Origin of the sequence: uncultured Sphingomonas sp., assembly GCF_964243315.1 — a bacterium.
Classification (GTDB): Bacteria; Pseudomonadota; Alphaproteobacteria; order Sphingomonadales; family Sphingomonadaceae; genus Sphingomonas.
On the sequence record NZ_CAXTEM010000008.1, the window covers coordinates 42,646 to 61,271 of the forward strand.

Annotated in this window: 19 protein-coding genes and 1 other RNA gene; 11 read left to right on the top strand and 9 right to left on the bottom strand. The window is 67.0% G+C overall.

The window, feature by feature from the left end:
- Window positions 1-69: 69 nt before the first annotated feature.
- Both ACFE77_RS04440 and ACFE77_RS04445 read left to right on the top strand, forming a co-directional pair.
- Window positions 70-495 carry a PaaI family thioesterase gene (locus ACFE77_RS04440; protein ID WP_375420419.1) on the top strand — a complete coding sequence of 142 codons (426 nt, stop codon included), beginning with the start codon at window positions 70-72 and terminating at the stop codon, window positions 493-495.
- Window positions 492-875: a PaaI family thioesterase gene (locus ACFE77_RS04445; protein ID WP_375420420.1), complete on the top strand. Its 384-nt coding sequence runs from the start codon at window positions 492-494 to the stop codon at window positions 873-875. The genes ACFE77_RS04440 and ACFE77_RS04445 overlap by 4 nt, the downstream gene beginning before the upstream one ends.
- A 325-nt stretch (window positions 876-1,200) precedes the next feature.
- On the opposite strand, the gene rbfA is transcribed toward ACFE77_RS04445, so the two are convergent.
- From rbfA to rimP, 6 genes are all read right to left on the bottom strand, one after another.
- Window positions 1,201-1,593, bottom strand: coding sequence for a 30S ribosome-binding factor RbfA (gene rbfA, locus ACFE77_RS04450; protein ID WP_375420421.1), 393 nt, complete (start codon window positions 1,591-1,593; stop codon window positions 1,201-1,203).
- Between the two features lie 56 nt (window positions 1,594-1,649).
- A complete protein-coding gene (infB, locus tag ACFE77_RS04455) occupies window positions 1,650-4,424 on the bottom strand; it encodes a translation initiation factor IF-2 (protein WP_375420422.1) in 2,775 nt (924 codons plus the stop codon).
- Complete coding sequence (locus ACFE77_RS04460; RefSeq protein WP_375420423.1) at window positions 4,421-5,134, bottom strand: DUF448 domain-containing protein; 714 nt, start codon at window positions 5,132-5,134, stop codon at window positions 4,421-4,423. The genes infB and ACFE77_RS04460 overlap by 4 nt, the downstream gene beginning before the upstream one ends.
- A 174-nt stretch (window positions 5,135-5,308) precedes the next feature.
- A complete protein-coding gene (locus ACFE77_RS04465; RefSeq protein WP_375420424.1) occupies window positions 5,309-5,539 on the bottom strand; it encodes a 4-oxalocrotonate tautomerase family protein in 231 nt (76 codons plus the stop codon).
- Complete coding sequence (nusA, locus tag ACFE77_RS04470) at window positions 5,539-7,194, bottom strand: transcription termination factor NusA (RefSeq protein WP_375420425.1); 1,656 nt, start codon at window positions 7,192-7,194, stop codon at window positions 5,539-5,541. Before nusA ends, ACFE77_RS04465 begins: the two co-directional genes overlap by 1 nt.
- On the bottom strand, window positions 7,194-7,757 hold the full coding sequence (gene rimP, locus ACFE77_RS04475; RefSeq protein WP_375420426.1) for a ribosome maturation protein RimP: 564 nt from the start codon (window positions 7,755-7,757) through the stop codon (window positions 7,194-7,196). The genes nusA and rimP overlap by 1 nt, the downstream gene beginning before the upstream one ends.
- A gap of 194 nt (window positions 7,758-7,951) precedes the next feature.
- Between rimP and ACFE77_RS04480 the strand changes: the two genes are divergently transcribed.
- From ACFE77_RS04480 to pnp, 7 genes are all read left to right on the top strand, one after another.
- Complete coding sequence (locus ACFE77_RS04480; protein WP_375420427.1) at window positions 7,952-9,088, top strand: PQQ-dependent sugar dehydrogenase; 1,137 nt, start codon at window positions 7,952-7,954, stop codon at window positions 9,086-9,088.
- Window positions 9,088-9,615 (top strand): GNAT family N-acetyltransferase, encoded by a 528-nt coding sequence (locus ACFE77_RS04485; RefSeq protein WP_375420428.1) that lies wholly within the window; start codon window positions 9,088-9,090, stop codon window positions 9,613-9,615. The genes ACFE77_RS04480 and ACFE77_RS04485 overlap by 1 nt, the downstream gene beginning before the upstream one ends.
- Before the next feature lie 31 nt (window positions 9,616-9,646).
- The gene (locus tag ACFE77_RS04490) at window positions 9,647-10,225 is read left to right on the top strand and encodes a thymidine kinase (protein WP_375420429.1); all 579 of its coding nucleotides are present in this window, start codon (window positions 9,647-9,649) and stop codon (window positions 10,223-10,225) included.
- Window positions 10,226-10,446: 221 nt separating this feature from the next.
- Window positions 10,447-11,136 (top strand): site-2 protease family protein, encoded by a 690-nt coding sequence (locus ACFE77_RS04495; RefSeq protein WP_375420430.1) that lies wholly within the window; start codon window positions 10,447-10,449, stop codon window positions 11,134-11,136.
- A gap of 26 nt (window positions 11,137-11,162) precedes the next feature.
- On the top strand, window positions 11,163-12,242 hold the full coding sequence (gene truB / locus ACFE77_RS04500) for a tRNA pseudouridine(55) synthase TruB (RefSeq protein WP_375420431.1): 1,080 nt from the start codon (window positions 11,163-11,165) through the stop codon (window positions 12,240-12,242).
- Window positions 12,239-12,508: a 30S ribosomal protein S15 gene (gene rpsO / locus ACFE77_RS04505; protein WP_375420432.1), complete on the top strand. Its 270-nt coding sequence runs from the start codon at window positions 12,239-12,241 to the stop codon at window positions 12,506-12,508. The genes truB and rpsO overlap by 4 nt, the downstream gene beginning before the upstream one ends.
- A gap of 184 nt (window positions 12,509-12,692) precedes the next feature.
- Entirely contained in the window at window positions 12,693-15,065 is a 2,373-nt protein-coding gene (gene pnp / locus ACFE77_RS04510; protein ID WP_375420433.1) for a polyribonucleotide nucleotidyltransferase, read from the top strand.
- Between the two features lie 357 nt (window positions 15,066-15,422).
- Here the strand turns inward: pnp and ACFE77_RS04515 are convergent, their stop codons facing one another.
- Window positions 15,423-15,947, bottom strand: coding sequence for a hypothetical protein (locus ACFE77_RS04515; RefSeq protein ID WP_375420434.1), 525 nt, complete (start codon window positions 15,945-15,947; stop codon window positions 15,423-15,425).
- Between ACFE77_RS04515 and ACFE77_RS04520 the strand changes: the two genes are divergently transcribed.
- On the top strand, window positions 15,931-16,470 hold the full coding sequence (locus tag ACFE77_RS04520) for a methyl-accepting chemotaxis protein (RefSeq protein ID WP_375420435.1): 540 nt from the start codon (window positions 15,931-15,933) through the stop codon (window positions 16,468-16,470). The genes ACFE77_RS04515 and ACFE77_RS04520 overlap by 17 nt on opposite strands.
- A gap of 219 nt (window positions 16,471-16,689) precedes the next feature.
- Here ACFE77_RS04520 and ACFE77_RS04525 read toward each other — a convergent pair whose 3' ends face one another.
- Together ACFE77_RS04525 and ssrA are read right to left on the bottom strand one after the other, a co-directional pair.
- The gene (locus tag ACFE77_RS04525) at window positions 16,690-17,469 is read right to left on the bottom strand and encodes a class II aldolase/adducin family protein (RefSeq protein WP_375420436.1); all 780 of its coding nucleotides are present in this window, start codon (window positions 17,467-17,469) and stop codon (window positions 16,690-16,692) included.
- Between the two features lie 292 nt (window positions 17,470-17,761).
- Window positions 17,762-18,149: a transfer-messenger RNA gene (ssrA, locus tag ACFE77_RS04530) on the bottom strand.
- 42 nt (window positions 18,150-18,191) lie between these two features.
- Here ssrA and ACFE77_RS04535 point away from each other — a divergent pair.
- The gene (locus ACFE77_RS04535) at window positions 18,192-18,623 is read left to right on the top strand and encodes an RrF2 family transcriptional regulator (RefSeq protein WP_375420437.1); all 432 of its coding nucleotides are present in this window, start codon (window positions 18,192-18,194) and stop codon (window positions 18,621-18,623) included.
- The last annotated feature ends 3 nt before the right edge of the window (window positions 18,624-18,626 follow it).

Consider the following 18,626-nt stretch of genomic DNA (forward strand, 5'->3'; position numbering starts at 1 on the left):
CCACGCTATCGGAGCGCCAGCGGCGCGGCAATCGTTGCGCCACGAGTTGCTCCGTGTACGACGGGCGGCATGAGCAGTTTCGATCTCGCGCGGTTCGTCGCGCATGGCTTCGGCGGCCACGGTGCAGCGCTTGGGTTGGCCTATCACGCGCACGGGCCCGACTGGGTCGAGCTCGCGCTGCCTTATGACGAGCGGCTGATCGGCGATCCCGCGAACGGCGTGCTCGCGTCGGGGCCGATCGTGACGATGATGGACATGGCGACCAGCCTGGCGGTGTGGGTCAAGCGCGGCTTCTTCGCGCCCCAGGCGACGGTCGACCTCCGCGTCGATTACCTGCGCCCGGCGACGCCCGGCAAGACCGTAATCGGTCGTGGCGAATGCCTGCGCCTGACCCGCTCGATCGCGTTCGTCCGCGGCGTCGCCTATGACGACGCGATCGACGATCCGCTGGCCCATGTCGCGGGCACCTTCATGATGATGGACGCCGCAGCATGACGCTGCCGCCCTATGCAGCGGTGCTCGGCCTGACGCTCGAGCCGCGCGACGATGCAGCGCCGGTGCTGGTGATGCCGTTCGGCGATCATGTGCTGGGCCGGCCGGGTTTCCTCCACGGTGGCGCTATCTCCGGATTGCTCGAGATGGCAGCGATCGTCGGGCTACAGCACGCGCTGGCGGGGGAAGGCGGCGGCCGAATCAAGCCGGTCAACGTCACGATCGACTTCATGCGCGGCGGCCGCGACAAGCCGACGCGGGCCGAGGGTATCGTCACGCGATTGGGTACGCGGGTAGCGAATGTGGAGGCGATCGCCTGGCAGGACGACCGCGCCAAGCCGATCGCGAGCGCGCGGATGAACTACCTGATCGTGCGAGACTAGGGGGGGGCGGTTGGGCGAGGCGGTCACATTACCCTTTTTCAACCGTCGCTAGAGCTAGATAACTTCAAGTAGAACCAGCCACCTCGTTCGTCATCCCCGCGCAGGCGGGATTCAGACTGGCAAGCGTTGCGGCTGACGTAATGAAATCAGCCAGTATGGATCCCCGTCTGCGCGGGGATGACCGGATAGTTCAACGCAATGTCATCCCGCTCTAGGTTCCCTGAAACTCATTCGTCACCCCGGAGACGGTCTTGAGGTAGGCGAACGCGCAATGCCGCAGGTCTTGATTGCGCGGGAGACACGGGGGCGCAGGGCTTGCCTCCCCCTACTCCCCGCCCTCGCCCAGGTCCCGCGCCACTTTCGGCGCGCGCAGGAGGGCGTCGATGTGGCTGCCTTCGTCGAAGCTCTCGTCGGCGAGGAACTTCAGCTTGGCGGCGTATTTCATCTGCACCCGCGAGGCGACCTCGCGTTGCAGATAGGCGGTGTTGGTGCGTAGCGCCTTCAGCACCGCCTCCTCGTCACGGCCGAGCAGCGGCTTCACGAACACCGTGGCGTGGCGCAGGTCGGGCGACATCCGCACCTCGGTTATCGAAACAACATGCTTCGCGAGCACCGGATCGTGCACGTCGCCGCGCTGGAGGATCTCGCTCAGCACGTGGCGCATCTGTTCGCCGACGCGCAGCGTGCGAACCGATTTGTCTGGTTGATCCTGCTTCATCGTCCCTCCGCCGCGAACCACGCCCCCTCCCACAATCGGGAGAGGGCGTCATTCGATCAGAGCGTGCGCTCGCGCATTTCGACTTCGTAGGTTTCGAGGAAGTCACCCGGCTTGATGTCGGTGTGGCTTTCGAAGGTGACGCCGCATTCGAGACCCGCACGGACCTCCGCGACATCGTCCTTGAAGCGGCGCAGCGACGCGATCTGGCCGTTGTAGACGATCACGTCGTTGCGCGTGATCCGCGCCTTCAACGCCTTGCGGATATAGCCGTCGACGACCAGCAGACCCGCCGCGCGGCCATGCTTGCCCGCGGAGAAGACCTCGCGGATCTCCGCACGACCGACCACCGTCTCGAACGCCTCGGGACCGAGCTCGCCCGCCATGCCGGCGCGGATCTCGTCGATCAGGTCGTAGATGACGTCGTAATATTTCAACGCCACCTTCTGCCGCTCGGCGATCTCGCGTGCCTTGGCATTGGCGCGGACGTTGAAGCCGATGATCGGCGCCCCCGATGCGCCCGCCAGCGTCACGTCGCTCTCGGTGATCCCGCCGACGCCCGAATGCAGCACGCGTGCCTTGATCAGATCGGTCGAGATCTTGTTGATCGACGCCACGATCGCCTCGACCGTTCCCTGCGTATCCGCCTTCACGACCAGCGGATATTCGATCGCCTGCTTGTCCTTCAGCGCCGAGAACATGCTCTCGAGGCTGGCGGGCGTCGACGTCGTCCGCTTCTGGGTCAGCACGCTCGCGCGATACTCCGCGACCTCGCGGGCGCGGGCCTCGTTCTCGACGACCTGCAGCGGATCACCCGCCGACGGCACGCCCGACAGGCCGAGCACCTCGACCGGCATCGACGGACCAGCCTGCTTGAGCTGACGACCCTTGTCGTCGACCAGCGCGCGGACCTTGCCGCTTTCCGCACCGATCACGAACACGTCGCCGACCTTCAGCGTCCCGCGATTGACCAGCACCGTCGCGACCGGGCCACGGCCCTTGTCGAGCTTGGCCTCGATCACGGTGCCTTCGGCCGGCCGATCCGGGTTGGCGGCGAGTTCGAGCAGTTCGGCCTGGAGCTGGATCTTCTCGATCAGCTCGTCGAGCCCGGTCTTCTTCAGTGCCGACACCTCGACGTCCTGGACGTCGCCGCCCATCTCCTCGACCACGACCTCTTCGCTCAGCAGGCGCTCGCGCACCTTCTGCGCATTGGCCTCGTGCTTGTCGATCTTGTTGATCGCCACAATCATCGGCACGCCGGCCGCCTTGGTGTGGTTGATCGCCTCGATCGTCTGCGGCATCAACCCGTCGTCGGCGGCGACCACCAGCACGACGATGTCGGTGATGTCCGCACCGCGCGCGCGCATCTGCGTGAACGCCTCATGGCCCGGCGTGTCGAGGAAGGTGATCTTCGACTTGTCCTTCAGCGTGACCTGATACGCGCCGATATGCTGGGTGATGCCACCCGCTTCGCCGCGCACCACATCGGTGCCGCGCAGCGCGTCGAGCAGCGAGGTCTTGCCGTGATCGACATGGCCCATGATCGTGACCACCGGCGGCCGCGGCTGCAGCGATTCCGCCGCATCCTCGACGGTGTCGATCGCGAGATCGATATCGGCGTCCGACACGCGGGTCAGGTTGTGGCCGAATTCGGTGACGAGCAGCTCGGCAGTGTCCTGATCGATCGTCTGGTTCATGGTGACGGGCATGCCCATCTTGAACAGCGCCTTCACCAGATCCGCGCCCTTTTCGGCCATGCGGTTGGCGAGTTCCTGGACGGTGATCGCCTCGGGAACCTGAACGTCGCGGACCTGCTTGGCCTGCGCCTCGCGCGGGCCGCCGAAGTGACGCTTTTCCTTTTCACGCGCGCGCTTCAGCGCTGCGAGACTGCGGGCACGTGCGCCATCACCGTCGCCGAGCGCACGGGTGACCGTGAGCTTGCCCGACGTGCGGCGATCGTCGCCCTTGCGGTCGCGCTGCTGCGGCCGGCTGGCGGGCGAGTTGCGCGGCGTCGCGACGCCGCTCGGGAGCGGACGATTGCCCTGGGCCGATGCACCACCGGCGGCAGCACCCGACGGGGCCGCGGGTGCGGCCTCCGCAGCGGGAGCAGGCGCGGCGACGGGGCGCGGCGGAGGGCGTTCGGGACGTGCCACCGGCGAAAACCGGCGCGGCGCAGGCAGCGACGGATCGCGGCCCAGCTCCAACGTCGGGGCAGGCGCAGGCGGTGGTGCAGGAGTAGGCGCGGGAACGGGCGCCGGAGCAGGCGCAGCGGCGACGGGGGCCGGCGCCGGTGCGGGCTCAGGTGCCTTGGTAACGACAGGCGCAGGCGCGGCGACGGGTTCCGCCGCGGGTGCGGCCGCCACGGGCTCGGGCGCGGGAGCAGGCTCGGGCGCTGCAGGCGCAGCCGCTTCGACGCGCTTCTCGTCGGCGCGACGCTTGTCGTCCTCTGCCGTCTTGGCACGCTCCGCCTCGGCGCGACGGCGCGCGTCCTCGAGCGAATTCATGCGCTGTTCTTCGGCCTCGCGAAGCAGCTTGGCCTGGCGCTCCTGCGCGGACAGGTTGCTCGCCGGCGCGGCGGGCGCGCGGGCGGGTTCCGGCGCGCGCGCAACGGGCGCAGCGGCGGGTGCCGGCTCGGGAGCGGCCTGCTCCTGGACGGGTGCTTCGGCCTCGCCCGGGCGACCACCGAGGACCCGGCGGCGCTTCACTTCGACCACCACCGTGTTGGAGCGGCCGTGGCTGAAGCTCTGCTTCACCTGGCCGGTCTCGACGGTGCGCTTCAGCCCCAGCGGCGTGCGCATGCCGAGCTTCGGCTTTTCGTTGTCGGTCTCGCTCACTCAAATTCCTCGATGCTGTCTACGGCCGGTAGCATGCCCGGAAAACCGGACGCCGTTGCGCCTTGCGAGGCCGTTTCGCAAGGTGCGGGTAAAGGTTCGGGTCCGATAAAATGCAGCCAGCGGGCGAGCGCATCGCTCACCCGCTTCGCCGCAGCGCGGTCGGTCAGACCGATATGTACCACATTCTCGCGGCCTAGCGCCAACGACAATATGGTGCGGGGCATCGGGAGTGCCAAGCCCCTGACATCGCTGCCCTCCCGATCGGAACCGACTCGCCACGCCTGGTCGAGCTTGCGGTTGCCGTCGGTGCCCGCATCGGCGGCATGGTACAGCGCGTGAAGCTGGCCCTGCCGCGCCGCGGTTTCGATCTTGTCGCTGCCGGTCAGCAAGGTGCCCCCCTTCGCCTCCAGCCCCAGCCGGTCGAGCGCGTTGCGCTGCAACGCCGCCTCGATCAGCGCGGGCAGATCGGCGGGAATCGTGAACTCGGCGGTCTTGAACGCGCGGGCGAGCACGCCCTTCAGCTTGCCCTTCCGGATCGCGGTTTCCAGCGTGTCGCGGGTCACCCCGATCCATGCCCCCCGCCCCGGCGCCTTGGCGCGCACGTCGGGTAGGATCGTACCATCGGGGGCGAGCGCAAGCCGCACGAGGTGATTGCGGCTGTCGCGGTCCTGCGAGAGGATGCATTTGCGGATCGGATCGGCGGCGGTCATGCGCTCGCCTCCCCATCAACTACCATCTTGTCCGCTACCACCCCGGCGGAGGCTGGAGCCCAGTCGGGGAAGGCAGATGACGATGGACAGCCCGTCATCACGGGAGCCTCTCCACCCCGGCCCCGGCCTTCGCCGGGATGGTGGGATGCGTTACGGGTGCCGCGTTCTAGCTGCTCATCGGGAGACGTCCGCATGAGCGTCTCCCTTTGTCGGCGGCGCGTCGCGGTCGGCGATCAGTTGACCGCCCGCGCCGTAATTCTCGGTCGAGACTTCCTCGATCACGATCTGCACCGCGGCCGGGTTCTTACCGAGGCGCGCGACGAGGGACGCGGTGACGTCGGCGACGATCCCCGCTTTCTGGTCGTGGTCCGCGGTGCCCGCGATACGGATCGAAACGAACGGCATCAGGCTTCGTCCGCTCCCTTGGCGTCGGCCGCTTCGGCGGGCGAGTCGTCGCCGGGCGCGTCTTCGGCTTCCGCTTCCGCCGGCTCGTCGTCGAACCAGTGCGCGCGGGCGGCCATGATGATCTCGTTGCCCTGTTCGTCGCTGAGACCATAGTCGCTGAGAATGCCGCCCTTCGGCTCGGGGCGCTTGGGGGCGTCCTCGTTGCGGCGCCGCGGTTCGACGCGCTTCTTCTCGACCAGTTCGTCGGTCGCGAGATCGGCGAGATCGTCGAGCGTCTTGATGCCCGCCTTGCCGAGCGTCACCAGCATCGCCTCGGTCATATAGGGCATGCCGGCGAGCGCGTCGTCGACGCCCAGCGCCTTGCGCTCCTCACGCGCGGCTGCCTCGCGGCGGTCGAGCGCTTCCTGCGCGCGGCTCTGCAGCTCCTGGCCGAGATCCTCGTCGAAGCCCTCGATCGATGCGATCTCCTCGAGATCGACATAGGCGACCTCTTCGAGCGCACCGAAGCCCTCGGCGACCAGCAGCTGCGCGAGCGTCTCGTCGACGTCGAGTTCGTTCTGGAACATCTCCGAGCGCTCGACGAATTCCTTCTGCCGCTTCTCGCTGGCGTCCTGCTCGGTCAGGATGTCGATAGCCTTGCCGGTCAGCTGGCTGGCGAGGCGGACGTTCTGGCCGCGGCGGCCGATCGCAAGGCTGAGCTGATCGTCGGGAACGACCACCTCGATCCGGTCCTCTTCCTCGTCGATCACGACGCGGCTGACCGATGCGGGCTGCAGCGCGTTGACGACGAAGGTAGCGGTGTCGGGCGACCAGGGGATGATGTCGATCTTCTCGCCCTGCATCTCCTGCACGACGGCCTGGACGCGGCTGCCCTTCATGCCGACGCAGGCGCCGACCGGGTCGATCGACGAATCGCGGCTGATCACGCCGATCTTGGCGCGGCTACCGGGATCGCGCGCGGCGGCCATGATCGTGATGATGCCGTCGTAGATCTCGGGCACTTCCTGCGCGAACAGCTTCTTCATGAAATCGGGATGCGCGCGGCTGAGGAAGATCTGCGGTCCACGGTTTTCGCGACGGACGTTGAGGATCAGCGAGCGGATGCGGTCGTTGACGCGGACGACCTCGCGCGGGATCTGCGCGTCGCGACGGATCACGCCCTCGGCACGGCCCAGATCGACGACGATGTGGCCGAATTCGACGCGCTTGACGACGCCGGTGATGATCTCGCCCTGGCGATCCTTGAACTCTTCGAACTGACGCTCGCGCTCGGCGTCGCGGACCTTCTGGAAGATCACCTGCTTGGCGGCTTGCGCGGCGATCCGGCCGAACTCGATCGGGGGCAGCGGATCGACGATATAGTCGCCGACGACCGCATCCTTCTGCAGCTTCTCGGCGCCCTTCAGGTCGACCTGCTTGAAGTAATCGTCGACCGCCTCGACCACCTCGACGACGCGCCACAGGCGGAGATCGCCGGTCTGCGGGTCGAGCTTGGCGCGGATGTCGTTCTCGGCGCCGTAGCGCGCGCGGGCGGCGCGCTGGATCGCGTCCTCCATCGCCTCGATGACGATGCCCTTGTCGATCATCTTTTCCGACGCGACCGAATTCGCGATCGCGATCAGCTCCGCACGGTTTGCGGTGGCAACGCTGGCCATCAATTCTGTCCTTCCATCTCGGCGTCGTCGTCGGACGCCGCTTCATCGTCTTCGAATTCTTCGGCACCGAGGCTCACCAGCGGCGCGGTCGCGGCGAGCAGCCGATCGGTGATCGTCAGCTTGGCCTCGCCGATCTGGTCGAGCCCGACCGTCATCGGCTGGTGCCCGCGCACGTCGATCGTCACCCGGTCGCCGTCGACGCCGACCAAGTCGCCGGTCAGCACCTTGCGCCCGTCGACCGCCTCGATCAGCCGCAGCCGCGCCTCGTGCCCGGCCCAGTCGGCATAGTCCTTGGCGCGGGTCAGCGGCCGGTCGATGCCTGGCGACGACACTTCGAGCCGGTACGCTTCCTCGATCGGGTCCTTTTCGTCGAGCACATCGGAAACCCGGCGCGACAGTTCGGCGCAATCGTCGATCGTGAGCTGGCGGGTGTCGGGGCGCTCGGCCATGATCTGGAGCGTCGGGTCGGACTTGCCGCCGGTCATCTTGATGCGCACGAGATCGAAGCCGAGCGCCTTGGCCTCGGGTTCGATCAGGGTCGTCAGCAGGGCGATGTCGGCCATTGCGGCTCAGGTCCAATACATGCGTCGTCGTCGCCGGAACCGGGTGGCTCCAGCCTCTTCACCGCTAGCGATGTAGAGAATGTGCTTGCGATATAGTCCGGCGCGACGGACTAGGCAAGCGTCGCAACCGGGGTGCGCCCGTCCGCGTTGCGCGGGGCGTGTCCCGCACCCGCCCCGTCCATGAGGAGCCAGTGATGATCCGATCCGCCCTGTTCGCTACCGCCTTGCTCAGCACGAGCGCCGCTTGCGCCGCGCCCGTCGAGTCGCAGGCGGGTGCCGCCGCTGCGGCGCTGCCGTTCCGGACGACGGTGCTCGCCAATCTCGACGCGCCCTGGGCGATCGCGGTGCTGCCCGACGGGCGCATGCTGGTGACCGAAAAGCAGGGGCAGATGCTGCTGCTGTCGGCGGATGGCAAGCAGCGCCGCAGCATCGCCACCATCGCAGTCGATTCGGCCGGCCAGGGCGGGTTGATGGACGTCGTACTCGCGCCGGGCTTCGCGCAGAACCGCCATGTCTATTTCAGCTATTCTGCCGCTGGGCCGGGCGGCAAGGGCGTGGTGCTGGCACGCGGCAGATTGGAAGGCGCGGCGGGCACCGAGCGGCTGGGCGGGATCGAGACCTTGTTCAGCGCGCGGCCCTTCGTCGAGGGGAATGGCCATTATTCAGGGCGGATCGCCTTCTCCCCTGACGGTCGACATCTGTTCTTCACCAATGGCGAGCGGCAGAAGTTCACGCCCGCGCAGGACAAGTCGATGACGCTCGGCAAGGTCCTGCGCCTGACGCTGGACGGCAAGCCCGCGCCGGGCAACCCGCTGGCGGCACAAGGCTTCGCGCCCGAGGTGTGGAGCTACGGCCATCGCAATCTGCTCGGCATCGCGTTCGATGCGCAGGGCAATCTGTGGGAGCAGGAGATGGGGCCGAAGGGCGGCGACGAGGTCAACCTCATCCGGCCCGGGGCCAATTACGGCTATCCCAACGCGTCGAACGGCAGCCACTACGACGGCCGCGACATCCCTGATCACAAACCCGGCGACGGCTATGAGGCGCCAAAGGTCTGGTGGAATCCGGTGATCTCGCCGGGCGGACTGATGATCTATTCGGGCGATCTGTTCCCGGCGTGGAAGGGCGACGCGTTCATCGGTGGCCTGTCGTCGCAGGCGCTGGTCCGGGTCGATCTCGACGGAACCAGCGCGCGCAAGGGCGACCAATGGGCGATGGGTGCGCGCATCCGCGACGTCGACCAGACCGCGGACGGCGCGATACTGGTGATCGAGGACGGTGACGACGGCTCGCAGGGGCGCCTGCTGAAGCTCATGCCCCCGCCGGCCTGATGCTAGATACGACCACCGACCCCGAGCGCGATTTCCAAACGGGCCCGCGCTACGATTTCCGGCGAGTCCGGCACGACGACCTGCCGATGCTGCGGCGCTGGCTGGCGACGCCGGCCGCGCGCCAATGGTGGGGCGATCCGCGCCGGGAGGCGGACCTGATCCGCGCCGATTTCGACGAGCCGGCGATGACGATGCTGATCGTCGCGCTCGACGGGCGGCCGTTCGCCTTCGCGCAGCATTATGCGGTCCATGCCTGGCCGCAGCCGCAATTCGCGCATCTGCCGCGGGGCACGCGCGCGATCGACACCTTCATCGGCAACCCCGCGCTGATCGGGCGCGGCCACGGCACCGCCTATCTGCGTCTGCTCGCCGAACATCTCCGCCGCGGCGGGGTGCCGATCGTCGCGATCGACCCCGATGTCCGCAATACCCGTGCGCGCCGCGCCTATGCCCGCGCAGGCTTCAGGCGCGAACGCCTGGTCGGGGTCGCCAAGCGCCCTGCGGTGGTGATGCTGTTCGACGATTGATCGCAAGCGCGCGGCGTGGAAGGAGCACGGCGTGGCCAAGCTCTATTTCTACTACGCGTCGATGAACGCGGGTAAATCGACCAATCTGCTCCAGGCGGACTTCAACTATCGCGAACGCGGGATGGCGACGATGCTGTTCACCGCCGCGGTCGACGATCGCTTCAAGCCGGGCACGATCACCTCCCGGATCGGGCTGGAGGCGCCCGCCACCCCGTTCGACACCGGGACCGACCTGGCCGCCTGCGTCGCCGCGCGGCATGCCGACGATCCGCTCGCCTGCGTGCTGGTCGACGAGGCACAGTTCCTCACCGGCATCCAGGTCGCGCAGCTCGCGCGGATCTGCGATTCGATGGGCATTCCGGTGCTCGCCTATGGGCTGCGCACCGATTTCCAAGGGCGGTTGTTCGAAGGCGCGGCGCGGCTGCTGGCGATCGCCGACTCGCTGATCGAGATCAAATCGGTCTGCGTCTGCGGGCGCAAGGCGACGATGAACCTGCGGGTCGACGCAGCCGGCAACCCGATCGCGGAGGGCAAGCAGACCGAGATCGGCGGCAACGACCGCTACCTCGCCCTGTGCCGCCGGCATTTCGGCGAGGCGCTGCTGAGCTGATCGCCTCCCCTCCCGACTAACCACCACCCCGGCGAAGGCCGGGGCCCAGGTGGGAGACGATCGTAACGGAGGGTGGCGCTACATCACTCGAGCCTTCCCAACTGGGCCCCGGCCTTCGCCGGGGTGGTTTCACGGCGGCGCCGGAACGCCACGGGAGCGGCGTTCCAGCGCGGCCATCACTCGACTAGCCGCCGCCCACTGCACCCCCTACATGCTTCGGCATGAGCCCCGATCACATCGTCTACCGCAGCGCCGTCTGGATCATTCCGCTGGTGATCGCGATCGTGTTCCATGAAGTCGCGCACGGCTGGGTTGCGAAGTGGCTCGGCGATCCGACCGCGGCCGAGCGCAAGCGGCTGAGCTTCAACCCGCTGCGCCATGTCGATCCGATCGGCACCATCGTCCTGCCGCTCGGTCTGGCGATCGCGCATGCGCCGGTGTTCGGCTGGGCCAAGCCGGTGCCGGTAATTGCCGAACGCCTGCGCAATCCGCGGTTCGGGATGATGGCGGTGGCGCTCGCCGGCCCGGGCATGAACCTCGCGCTGGCAACGATCGCGGCGGTGTTGCTGGGTCTGTTCGGCAACGCGATCGGAACCGGTCAGCCCGGCAGCATGGGCGCGTTCGTGATCGCGAACCTTGTCAACTTCTTGATCGTCAACGTCTTCCTGGCGCTGTTCAACCTGATGCCGCTGCCGCCCTTCGATGGCGGGCATGTCGTGCAGGGTCTGCTGCCGCGGCCGCTCGCGGCGCAATACGCCAAGCTGGTGCCGTTCGGGCTCCTGATCATGATTTTCCTGCTGGTGTTGCTGCCGATGGCATTTCCCCAGGCGAATGTGGTCGCACGGCTGGTGGTGCCGCCGGCCGAAGCGGTGGTGCGGATGTTCCTGTCGCTCGCCGGCGCGATCGCCTGATCGGGGCTCCTGAACGGGAACGCGCAGTGGATGGCTGGCTGATCCTCGACAAGCCGCTCGGGCTCGGCTCGACCCAGGGCGTGTCCTCGGTCAAGCGCGCGCTGCGCCAGGGCGGCTATGGCAAGGCGAAGGTGGGGCATGGCGGGACGCTCGATCCGCTCGCGACCGGCGTGCTGCCGATCGCGATCGGCGAGGCCACCAAGCTCGCCGGGCGGATGCTCGACAGCGACAAGGTGTACGACTTCACGATCAGGTTCGGGGTACAGAGCGATACGCTGGACCTCGAGGGTGCAGTGGTTGCGGAGAGCGACGTCAGGCCGACGCTGGCAGCGTTGGAGGCTGTGCTGCCGCGCTTTACCGGGCCGATTTCACAGGTGCCGCCGTCCTATTCGGCGCTGAAGGTCGACGGCAAACGCGCTTACGCGCTGGCCCGAGCCGGTGAAGACGTGGTTCTCGCTAGCCGCGACGTAACGGTCCACGCACTTCATTCCTCCACATTACGGGGAGGGGGACCGTTCCCGCCAGCGAATGGTGGAGGGGGCCCTCCACAAGCGGGATCGCTCGTGGAGCGCCCCCTCCACCATCCTGCGGATGGTCCCCAGCGGCAGGTCGATCATGCCCCGCATGATCGAGGATCGTCCGGGGGACGATCCGACCTGCCGCTCCGTCCCGGGGAGGAATTGGGCGAGATCACCCTCACTGCGCATGTCTCGAAGGGCACCTATATCCGCAGCCTGGCGCGCGACATCGCGCTCGCGCTCGGCACGGTCGGCCATGTCACCATGCTCCGTCGTATCAAGGCAGGGCCGTTCGACCTCTCCTCGGCGATATCGCTGGACAAATTGGCGGAAGCCGGTATGGCGCGCGGCCTGGAACAATTACTCCTGCCATTGAGGGCGGGGCTGGACGACATCCCGGCTCTCGCGCTCGACCCCGACCAGGCAGGAGCGCTCCGACAGGGGCGTGTGCTGGCCGGGTTCGCTGCCGATGATGGCCTCCGCTTCGCGTGCATGGACGATGTTCCGGTCGCGCTCGTCGAGGTCCGTGACGGAAACGTCCATGTCGTCCGCGGCTTCAATCTCGCGATGTCGAAGGAAAACGAATGACGATCACTGCCGAGCGCAAGGACGCGCTCATCAAGGAACATGGCCGCGTCGAAGGCGACACCGGTTCCCCCGAAGTCCAGGTCGCGATCCTGACCGAACGGATCCGCAACCTGACCGAACATTTCAAGGGCCATGCGAAGGACAATCATTCGCGCCGTGGCCTGCTGATGATGGTCAACAAGCGGCGCACGCTGCTCGACTATCTCCGTCACCGCGACGGCCAGCGCTATCTCGATCTGATCGCGAAGCTCGGCCTACGCAAGTAACCGCGAACGGCGCCCTCGGGCGCCGTTCTTGCATCCAGGATACCTCCGCTTCGATGCGGAGGCACATGCCAGCTAGCAATAAGGCGACACTGGCGGGGCCACGAAAGGCCCTGAACCGCCGCGGGCCGGCTTAGCCCGCAGATAGGCCCCGCACGCATCTGGCGTGCGGAGTGAAGGAAAATACATGTTCGATACCAAGAAGGTAAGCATCGAGTGGGGCGGAAAGACCCTCACGCTCGAGACCGGCCGCGTCGCTCGTCAGGCCAATGGCGCGGTTCTCGCGACGTTGGGCGAGACCGTGGTGCTCTGTGCGGTCACCGCCGCGCGCACGGTCAAGGAAGGGCAGGATTTCTTCCCGCTCACCGTCCACTATCAGGAAAAATTCTCGGCCTCGGGTCGCATCCCCGGCGGCTTCTTCAAGCGCGAGCGCGGCGCGACCGAGAAGGAGACGCTGACCAGCCGTCTCATCGATCGCCCGATCCGGCCGCTGTTCCCGGAAGGCTTCTACAACGAGATCAACGTGATCTGCCAGGTTCTCAGCTATGACGGCGAGAACGAGCCCGACATGCTCGCGATGGTCGCGGCATCGGCGGCGCTGACGATCTCCGGCGTTCCGTTCATGGGCCCGATCGGCGCAGCGCGCGTCGGCTATGTGGATGGCGAGTACATCCTCAACCCGACCAGCGAGCAGATCAAGGAAGGCGATCTTGACCTCGTCGTCGCCGCCACGCACAATGCAGTAATGATGGTCGAATCCGAAGCCAAGGAGCTTTCGGAAGAGGTCATGCTGGGCGCGGTCCAGTTCGCGCACGTCGCCTGCCGCGAGGCCGCCGACGCGATCATCGACCTGGCCGAGCAGGCCGCCAAGGATCCGTGGGAAATGGCCGAGCAGGCCGATCTCTCCGCGGCCAAGGACAAGCTGAAGAAGCTGGTCGGCAAGGACATCGCGGCTGCCTACAAGGTGACCGACAAGTCCAAGCGTTCGAACCTTCTCAACGAGGCGCGCGCGAAGGGCAAGGCGGCGTTCGCCGATGCCGCGCCGCAGGACCAGATGGCCGCCGGCAAGCTGATGAAGAAGCTGGAAGCGGAGATCGTTCGCGGCGCCATCCTGAAGGACGGCACCCGCATCGACGGTCGCACCACCACGCAGATCCGTCCGATCGAGTCGATGGTGCACTTCCTGCCGCGCACGCATGGCTCGGCGCTGTTCACGCGTGGCGAGACGCAGGCGATCTGCACCACCACGCTCGGCACCCGCGACGCCGAGCAGATGATCGACGGTCTCGACGGCCTGTCGTACCAGCACTTCATGCTGCACTATAACTTCCCGCCCTATTCGGTCGGCGAAGTCGGTCGCTTCGGCGCCCCCGGGCGTCGCGAAGTCGGCCACGGCAAGCTCGCCTGGCGCGCGCTGCACCCGGTGATGCACATGAAGCAAGACTTCCCGTACCCGCTCCGCGTCATCTCCGACATCACCGAGTCGAACGGCTCGTCGTCGATGGCGACGGTGTGCGGCGGTTCGCTGTCGATGATGGACGCCGGCGTGCCGCTGAAGCGCCCGGTGTCGGGCATCGCAATGGGCCTGATCCTCGAAGGCAAGAACTTCGCGGTGCTTAGCGACATCCTCGGCGACGAGGATCACCTCGGCGACATGGACTTCAAGGTCGCGGGCACGTCCGAAGGCATCACCACGATGCAGATGGACATCAAGATCGCGGGCATCACCGAAGAGATCATGAAGGCCGCGCTCGATCAGGCGAAGGAAGGCCGCGCGCACATCCTGGCGGAAATGGCCAAGGCGCTCGACCACACCCGCGAGGAACTGTCGGCGCACGCACCGCGCATCGAGACCTTCACGATCGACAAGTCGAAGATCCGTGAAGTCATCGGCACCGGCGGCAAGGTGATCCGTGAGATCGTCGCCACTACCGGCGCGAAGGTCGACATCGACGATGAGGGCGTGATCAAGGTGTCGTCGTCCGACACGTCGCAGATCGAAGCCGCGATCAAGTGGATCAAGGGCCTCGTCGAGGAAGCGGAAGTCGGCAAGGTCTACGACGGCAAGGTCGTCAACCTGGTCGATTTCGGCGCCTTCGTGAACTTCATGGGCGGCAAGGACGGTCTCGTCCACGTCTCCGAGATCCGCAACGAGCGGGTCGAGAAGGTCGCGGACGTGCTGAGCGAAGGGCAGCCGGTGAAGGTGAAGGTCCTCGAGATCGATCCGCGCGGCAAGGTTCGCCTGTCGATGCGCGTCGTCGATCAGGAAACTGGCGCCGAGCTGGAGGACACCCGTCCGGCGCGCGAACCGCGTGAAGGCGGCGACCGTGGTCCGCGCGGCCCGCGCCGTGACGGCGACGGTGGTCGTGGCCCGCGCGGCGAAGGCGGCGGTGGCCGTGGCGAAGGTCGGGGCGACCGTGGCCCCCGTCGCGATGGCGACGGCGGCCGTGGCCCGCGTCGCGACGGCGGCGGCGAGCGCGGCCCGCGGCCCGAGCGTGCGGGCGACGACGCCCCCGCGCCCGAGTTCGCACCTGCGTTCCTGAACAACGATCGCGACTGATCGGTTCGCCTCGGCGATCGATCCGAAGGGGGCTCGGGAAACCGGGCCCCTTTTTCGTCGGTGCCCCCGAAATGTCGGCCCCCGCCACGAACCGGTACGCTCATCTCCTATAGTGGCGACATGGAGATGCTGCGTTCATGGTCGATGACGGCCACCTCATCGGCGTGGCTGATCGCGGCCCGCCAGCGCGTGCTCCGCATCTGGCGCGGCACCGGTTATGGCATGGTGCTCGACGAGCTTGACCTGTTCCGCGATCGCGGGATGAGGATCCTGGTCCTGATCGGCTGGGCCTCTACCGCTGCGATGGCGATCCTGGGATGGCTGGCGGGCAACGTCATGACGATCGCGGTGGTGGCGCTATCGGCCGCCACCACCGTCCTGCCAACGCTGTTGCTGCTCCGCAAGCGGCACGACCGCGTCGCCAGGCTGCTGACCGGATCGATGGCGGTGATCCACCCCGCGCTTGCGCTGTACCTGCTGCACGGCGAGGGGTGGAGCGCCTATGCGAGCATGTATTCGTTCGTGGCGCTCGCCTCGCTGATCGTGTTGTGCGACTGGCGCCCGATCGCGATCGCGACCATTCTGACCGTCACGCATCACGTCACCGCCAGCGCCCGACAGATCGGCGGCGATGGGCCGGACGCGGAGATCCTGATCCACGCGCTGGCGCTCACACTGCAGGCGGTCGTGCTTTGCTACGTCACCGCGCAATTGCGGGCGCTGATGACTCATCAGCACAAGGCGCGCATCGAGAGCGACCGGCTCGCCAGCCTTGCGATCGACGCACGGGGCGAACTCGAGGCTGCGTTGGCGCGGAGCATCGCGGTCGAACGGCGCGAGGCCATCGAGCGCGAGCAGCGCCGCGGTGGTCGAACTCGCCAAGCGCACCACCACGATCCATGGCTTCGTCACTTCGATCCAGGAGATCGCCGCCAACACCAGCCTGCTCGCGCTCAATGCGACGATCGAGGCCGTGCGCGCGGGCGAGGCCGGGCGCGGCTTTCGCATTGTCGCGGCGGAGGTCAGCAATCTGGCCGAACAGACGCGCGGGGCGTCGGGCGAGATCGGCGTGCTGGCGGGATCGGTCGAGACCGGCGCGCAGATCGCGAACGGCGCGCTGGCCGATATCGCCGCCACGATCGATCAACTGTCCAACGCCGCGGAAACGATCCGGTCGGAGGTCAGTCACCACCACCATACCGCGACCGCGATCGAACGCATCGCGCGCACCACTGCCGAACAGATGGACAAGATCGCGGACGAGATGACCGGCGTCGCGCAGGTCGCGGGCAAGACCGCCAGCCTGTCCGACTGTGTCGCTGGCGCCGCCACCGGGCTATCCGCGACCGCGCAGCAGCTGCTCGCGGCGACCGACCGGTTCGTGGTCCAGCTGAAGGCGGCCTAGAACATGATGTCGTCAGACTGACCCAGCCCGTTCGTCCCGAGTAGTCATCGAGTAGCCGGTAGGCGTATCGAGATGGCATATCGAAGGACAGGTTGGCGCTTGGAACCTGTGCCTCGGTACGAGCTCTCGATACGCCCGTGCGGGGCTTCTCGATCTCTACTCGGCACGAACGGCCGGGGTAGGATCAGCGTGCCCTAGCTCAGTCCGGCAGACCTTTCGTCAGTTCCTGAAGCCGGGATCGATCCGGTCGAGCTTGCGCAGCAAGGCGGGCCAGGCGAGTCGTTCCGCCAGCATCCCCATCCCCTTGGGATTGGACTGGTTGGCGACCTTGTGGTCCACGCCCTGCGGCGGATTGTTGAGGTTCTCGCGCCCCGCCGACAGCATCAGCACCTGCGCCTCGCACGCGCGCTCCAAGAAATAGAGCCGCAGGAAGCAGGCGCCGACGCTCTCGCCGACCGCGAGCGTGCCGTGGTTGCGCAGGATCATCGCGTTCTTGGTGCCGATATCGGCGACCAGCCGCTCGCGCTCCTCCAGGTCGGTCGCGATGCCCTCATAGTCGTGGTACGCGACGTCGTGCCCCGCGATCATCGACGTCTGGGTATGCGGCAGAAGCCCAAACGCCATCGCCGACACCGCCTGTCCGTGCGGGGTGTGCAGGTGCATCACCGCCGCCGCATCGTCGCGCGCCATGTGGATGGCCGAATGGATGGTGAAGCCCGCCGGGTTGACCGGGTGATCGGTCTTGCCGACCGGCTGGCCGTGGACATCGATCTTGACCAGGCTCGACGCGGTGATCTCCTCGAACATCATGTCGTACGGATTGATCAGGAAGTGATGCTCGGGCCCCGGCACCCGCGCCGAAAGATGCGTGAAGATCAGGTCGTCCCAACCGTAGAGCGCCACCAACCGGTACGCCGCCGCGAGATCCACCCGCGCCTCCCACTCGCCCGGCGCCATCTGGTTGTCGGCGGTCGAGTCGATCGATGCGAGCGTGGCCATGGGTCTCTCTCCGATTGTCGTTTGCCGACAACCATACCCGTTTCGCGAGCCCTGCTCAACGGCGCGAGATGGAAGAGCATACCGGGAGGTGGAAACTGGGCGAGTTTTGGAGTGGGCCGCCGTTCATTCGTCTACCACCTCCGTCACCCCGGACTTGATCCGGGGCCCCGCTCTCTATCCAAGCCGAGCCTCGGTGACGCACTTATCGGGCCCCCGGATCAAGTCCGGGGTGACGGCAAGAGTCGAGGAGAAGGAGGATCAGGAACAGCGATTCTCACCGCCGCGCAGACCGAGTGGGGAGCTTCTGTTGCCCGGTGCTCCCCGTACCGCTGGAATCCGCTTCTGTTGCCCGGTGCGGTCCAACCGCGCTATTTTAGAGTAACTTCAGGCCGTTAAGCCCTTAGTTACGCCGCAATCGCGAGTGCTTCGTTATCGTTGGCACTTGTGTATGGGCCGTCACGGTGGTCCCATTCCGAGCAAAAGAAAGCGCTTTTCAACACACGTCGATCCTGGTTCGACCCCGTCATCGCCACCCGTTGCCGGAGGGCGGTGGTGGAGTCGCCGGGTACTGCCCCCGGGTCCGCTGCGCCTATTGTACGCAATCCTTTATCGCCATAGTCGGTTGGCCGAAGCCCGCCGACGCGACCGATATAGGCTCGCCCCCCGCGCCGTGCAAACCCCGCCTTTCGCTCGCCACAATAAAGGACCATAGCGACCGGATCATGTTGACCCAGCGTTCCCGCTACGCCCTTCGCGCGATGCTGTTCCTCGCCGAAGCGCCACCTGGTGGGCCGCCGATCCCGATGACGCGGATCGCGGCCGAAGCGAACGTGCCGCGCAAGTTCCTGGAACTGATCCTCGCCGATTTGCGCGATGCCGGCTTCCTGCACAGCCATCGCGGCAAGATGGGCGGCTATCGCCTGTCGCGGCCGTCGCACCTGATCTCGCTGGGCGAGATCATTCGGGTGATCGAAGGTCCGCTGGCGCTCATCCCCTGCGTCAGCCGTACCGCTTACCGCGCCTGCAAGGATTGTCGTAGCGAAGCCGACTGCGCGATCCGCCACGCGATGCTCCGGGTGCGCGACGAAACCGCGCGTATCCTCGACGGCACCAGCCTCGCCGATGCGAACAGCGAGGATCTGGCGGCGGCCTGAACG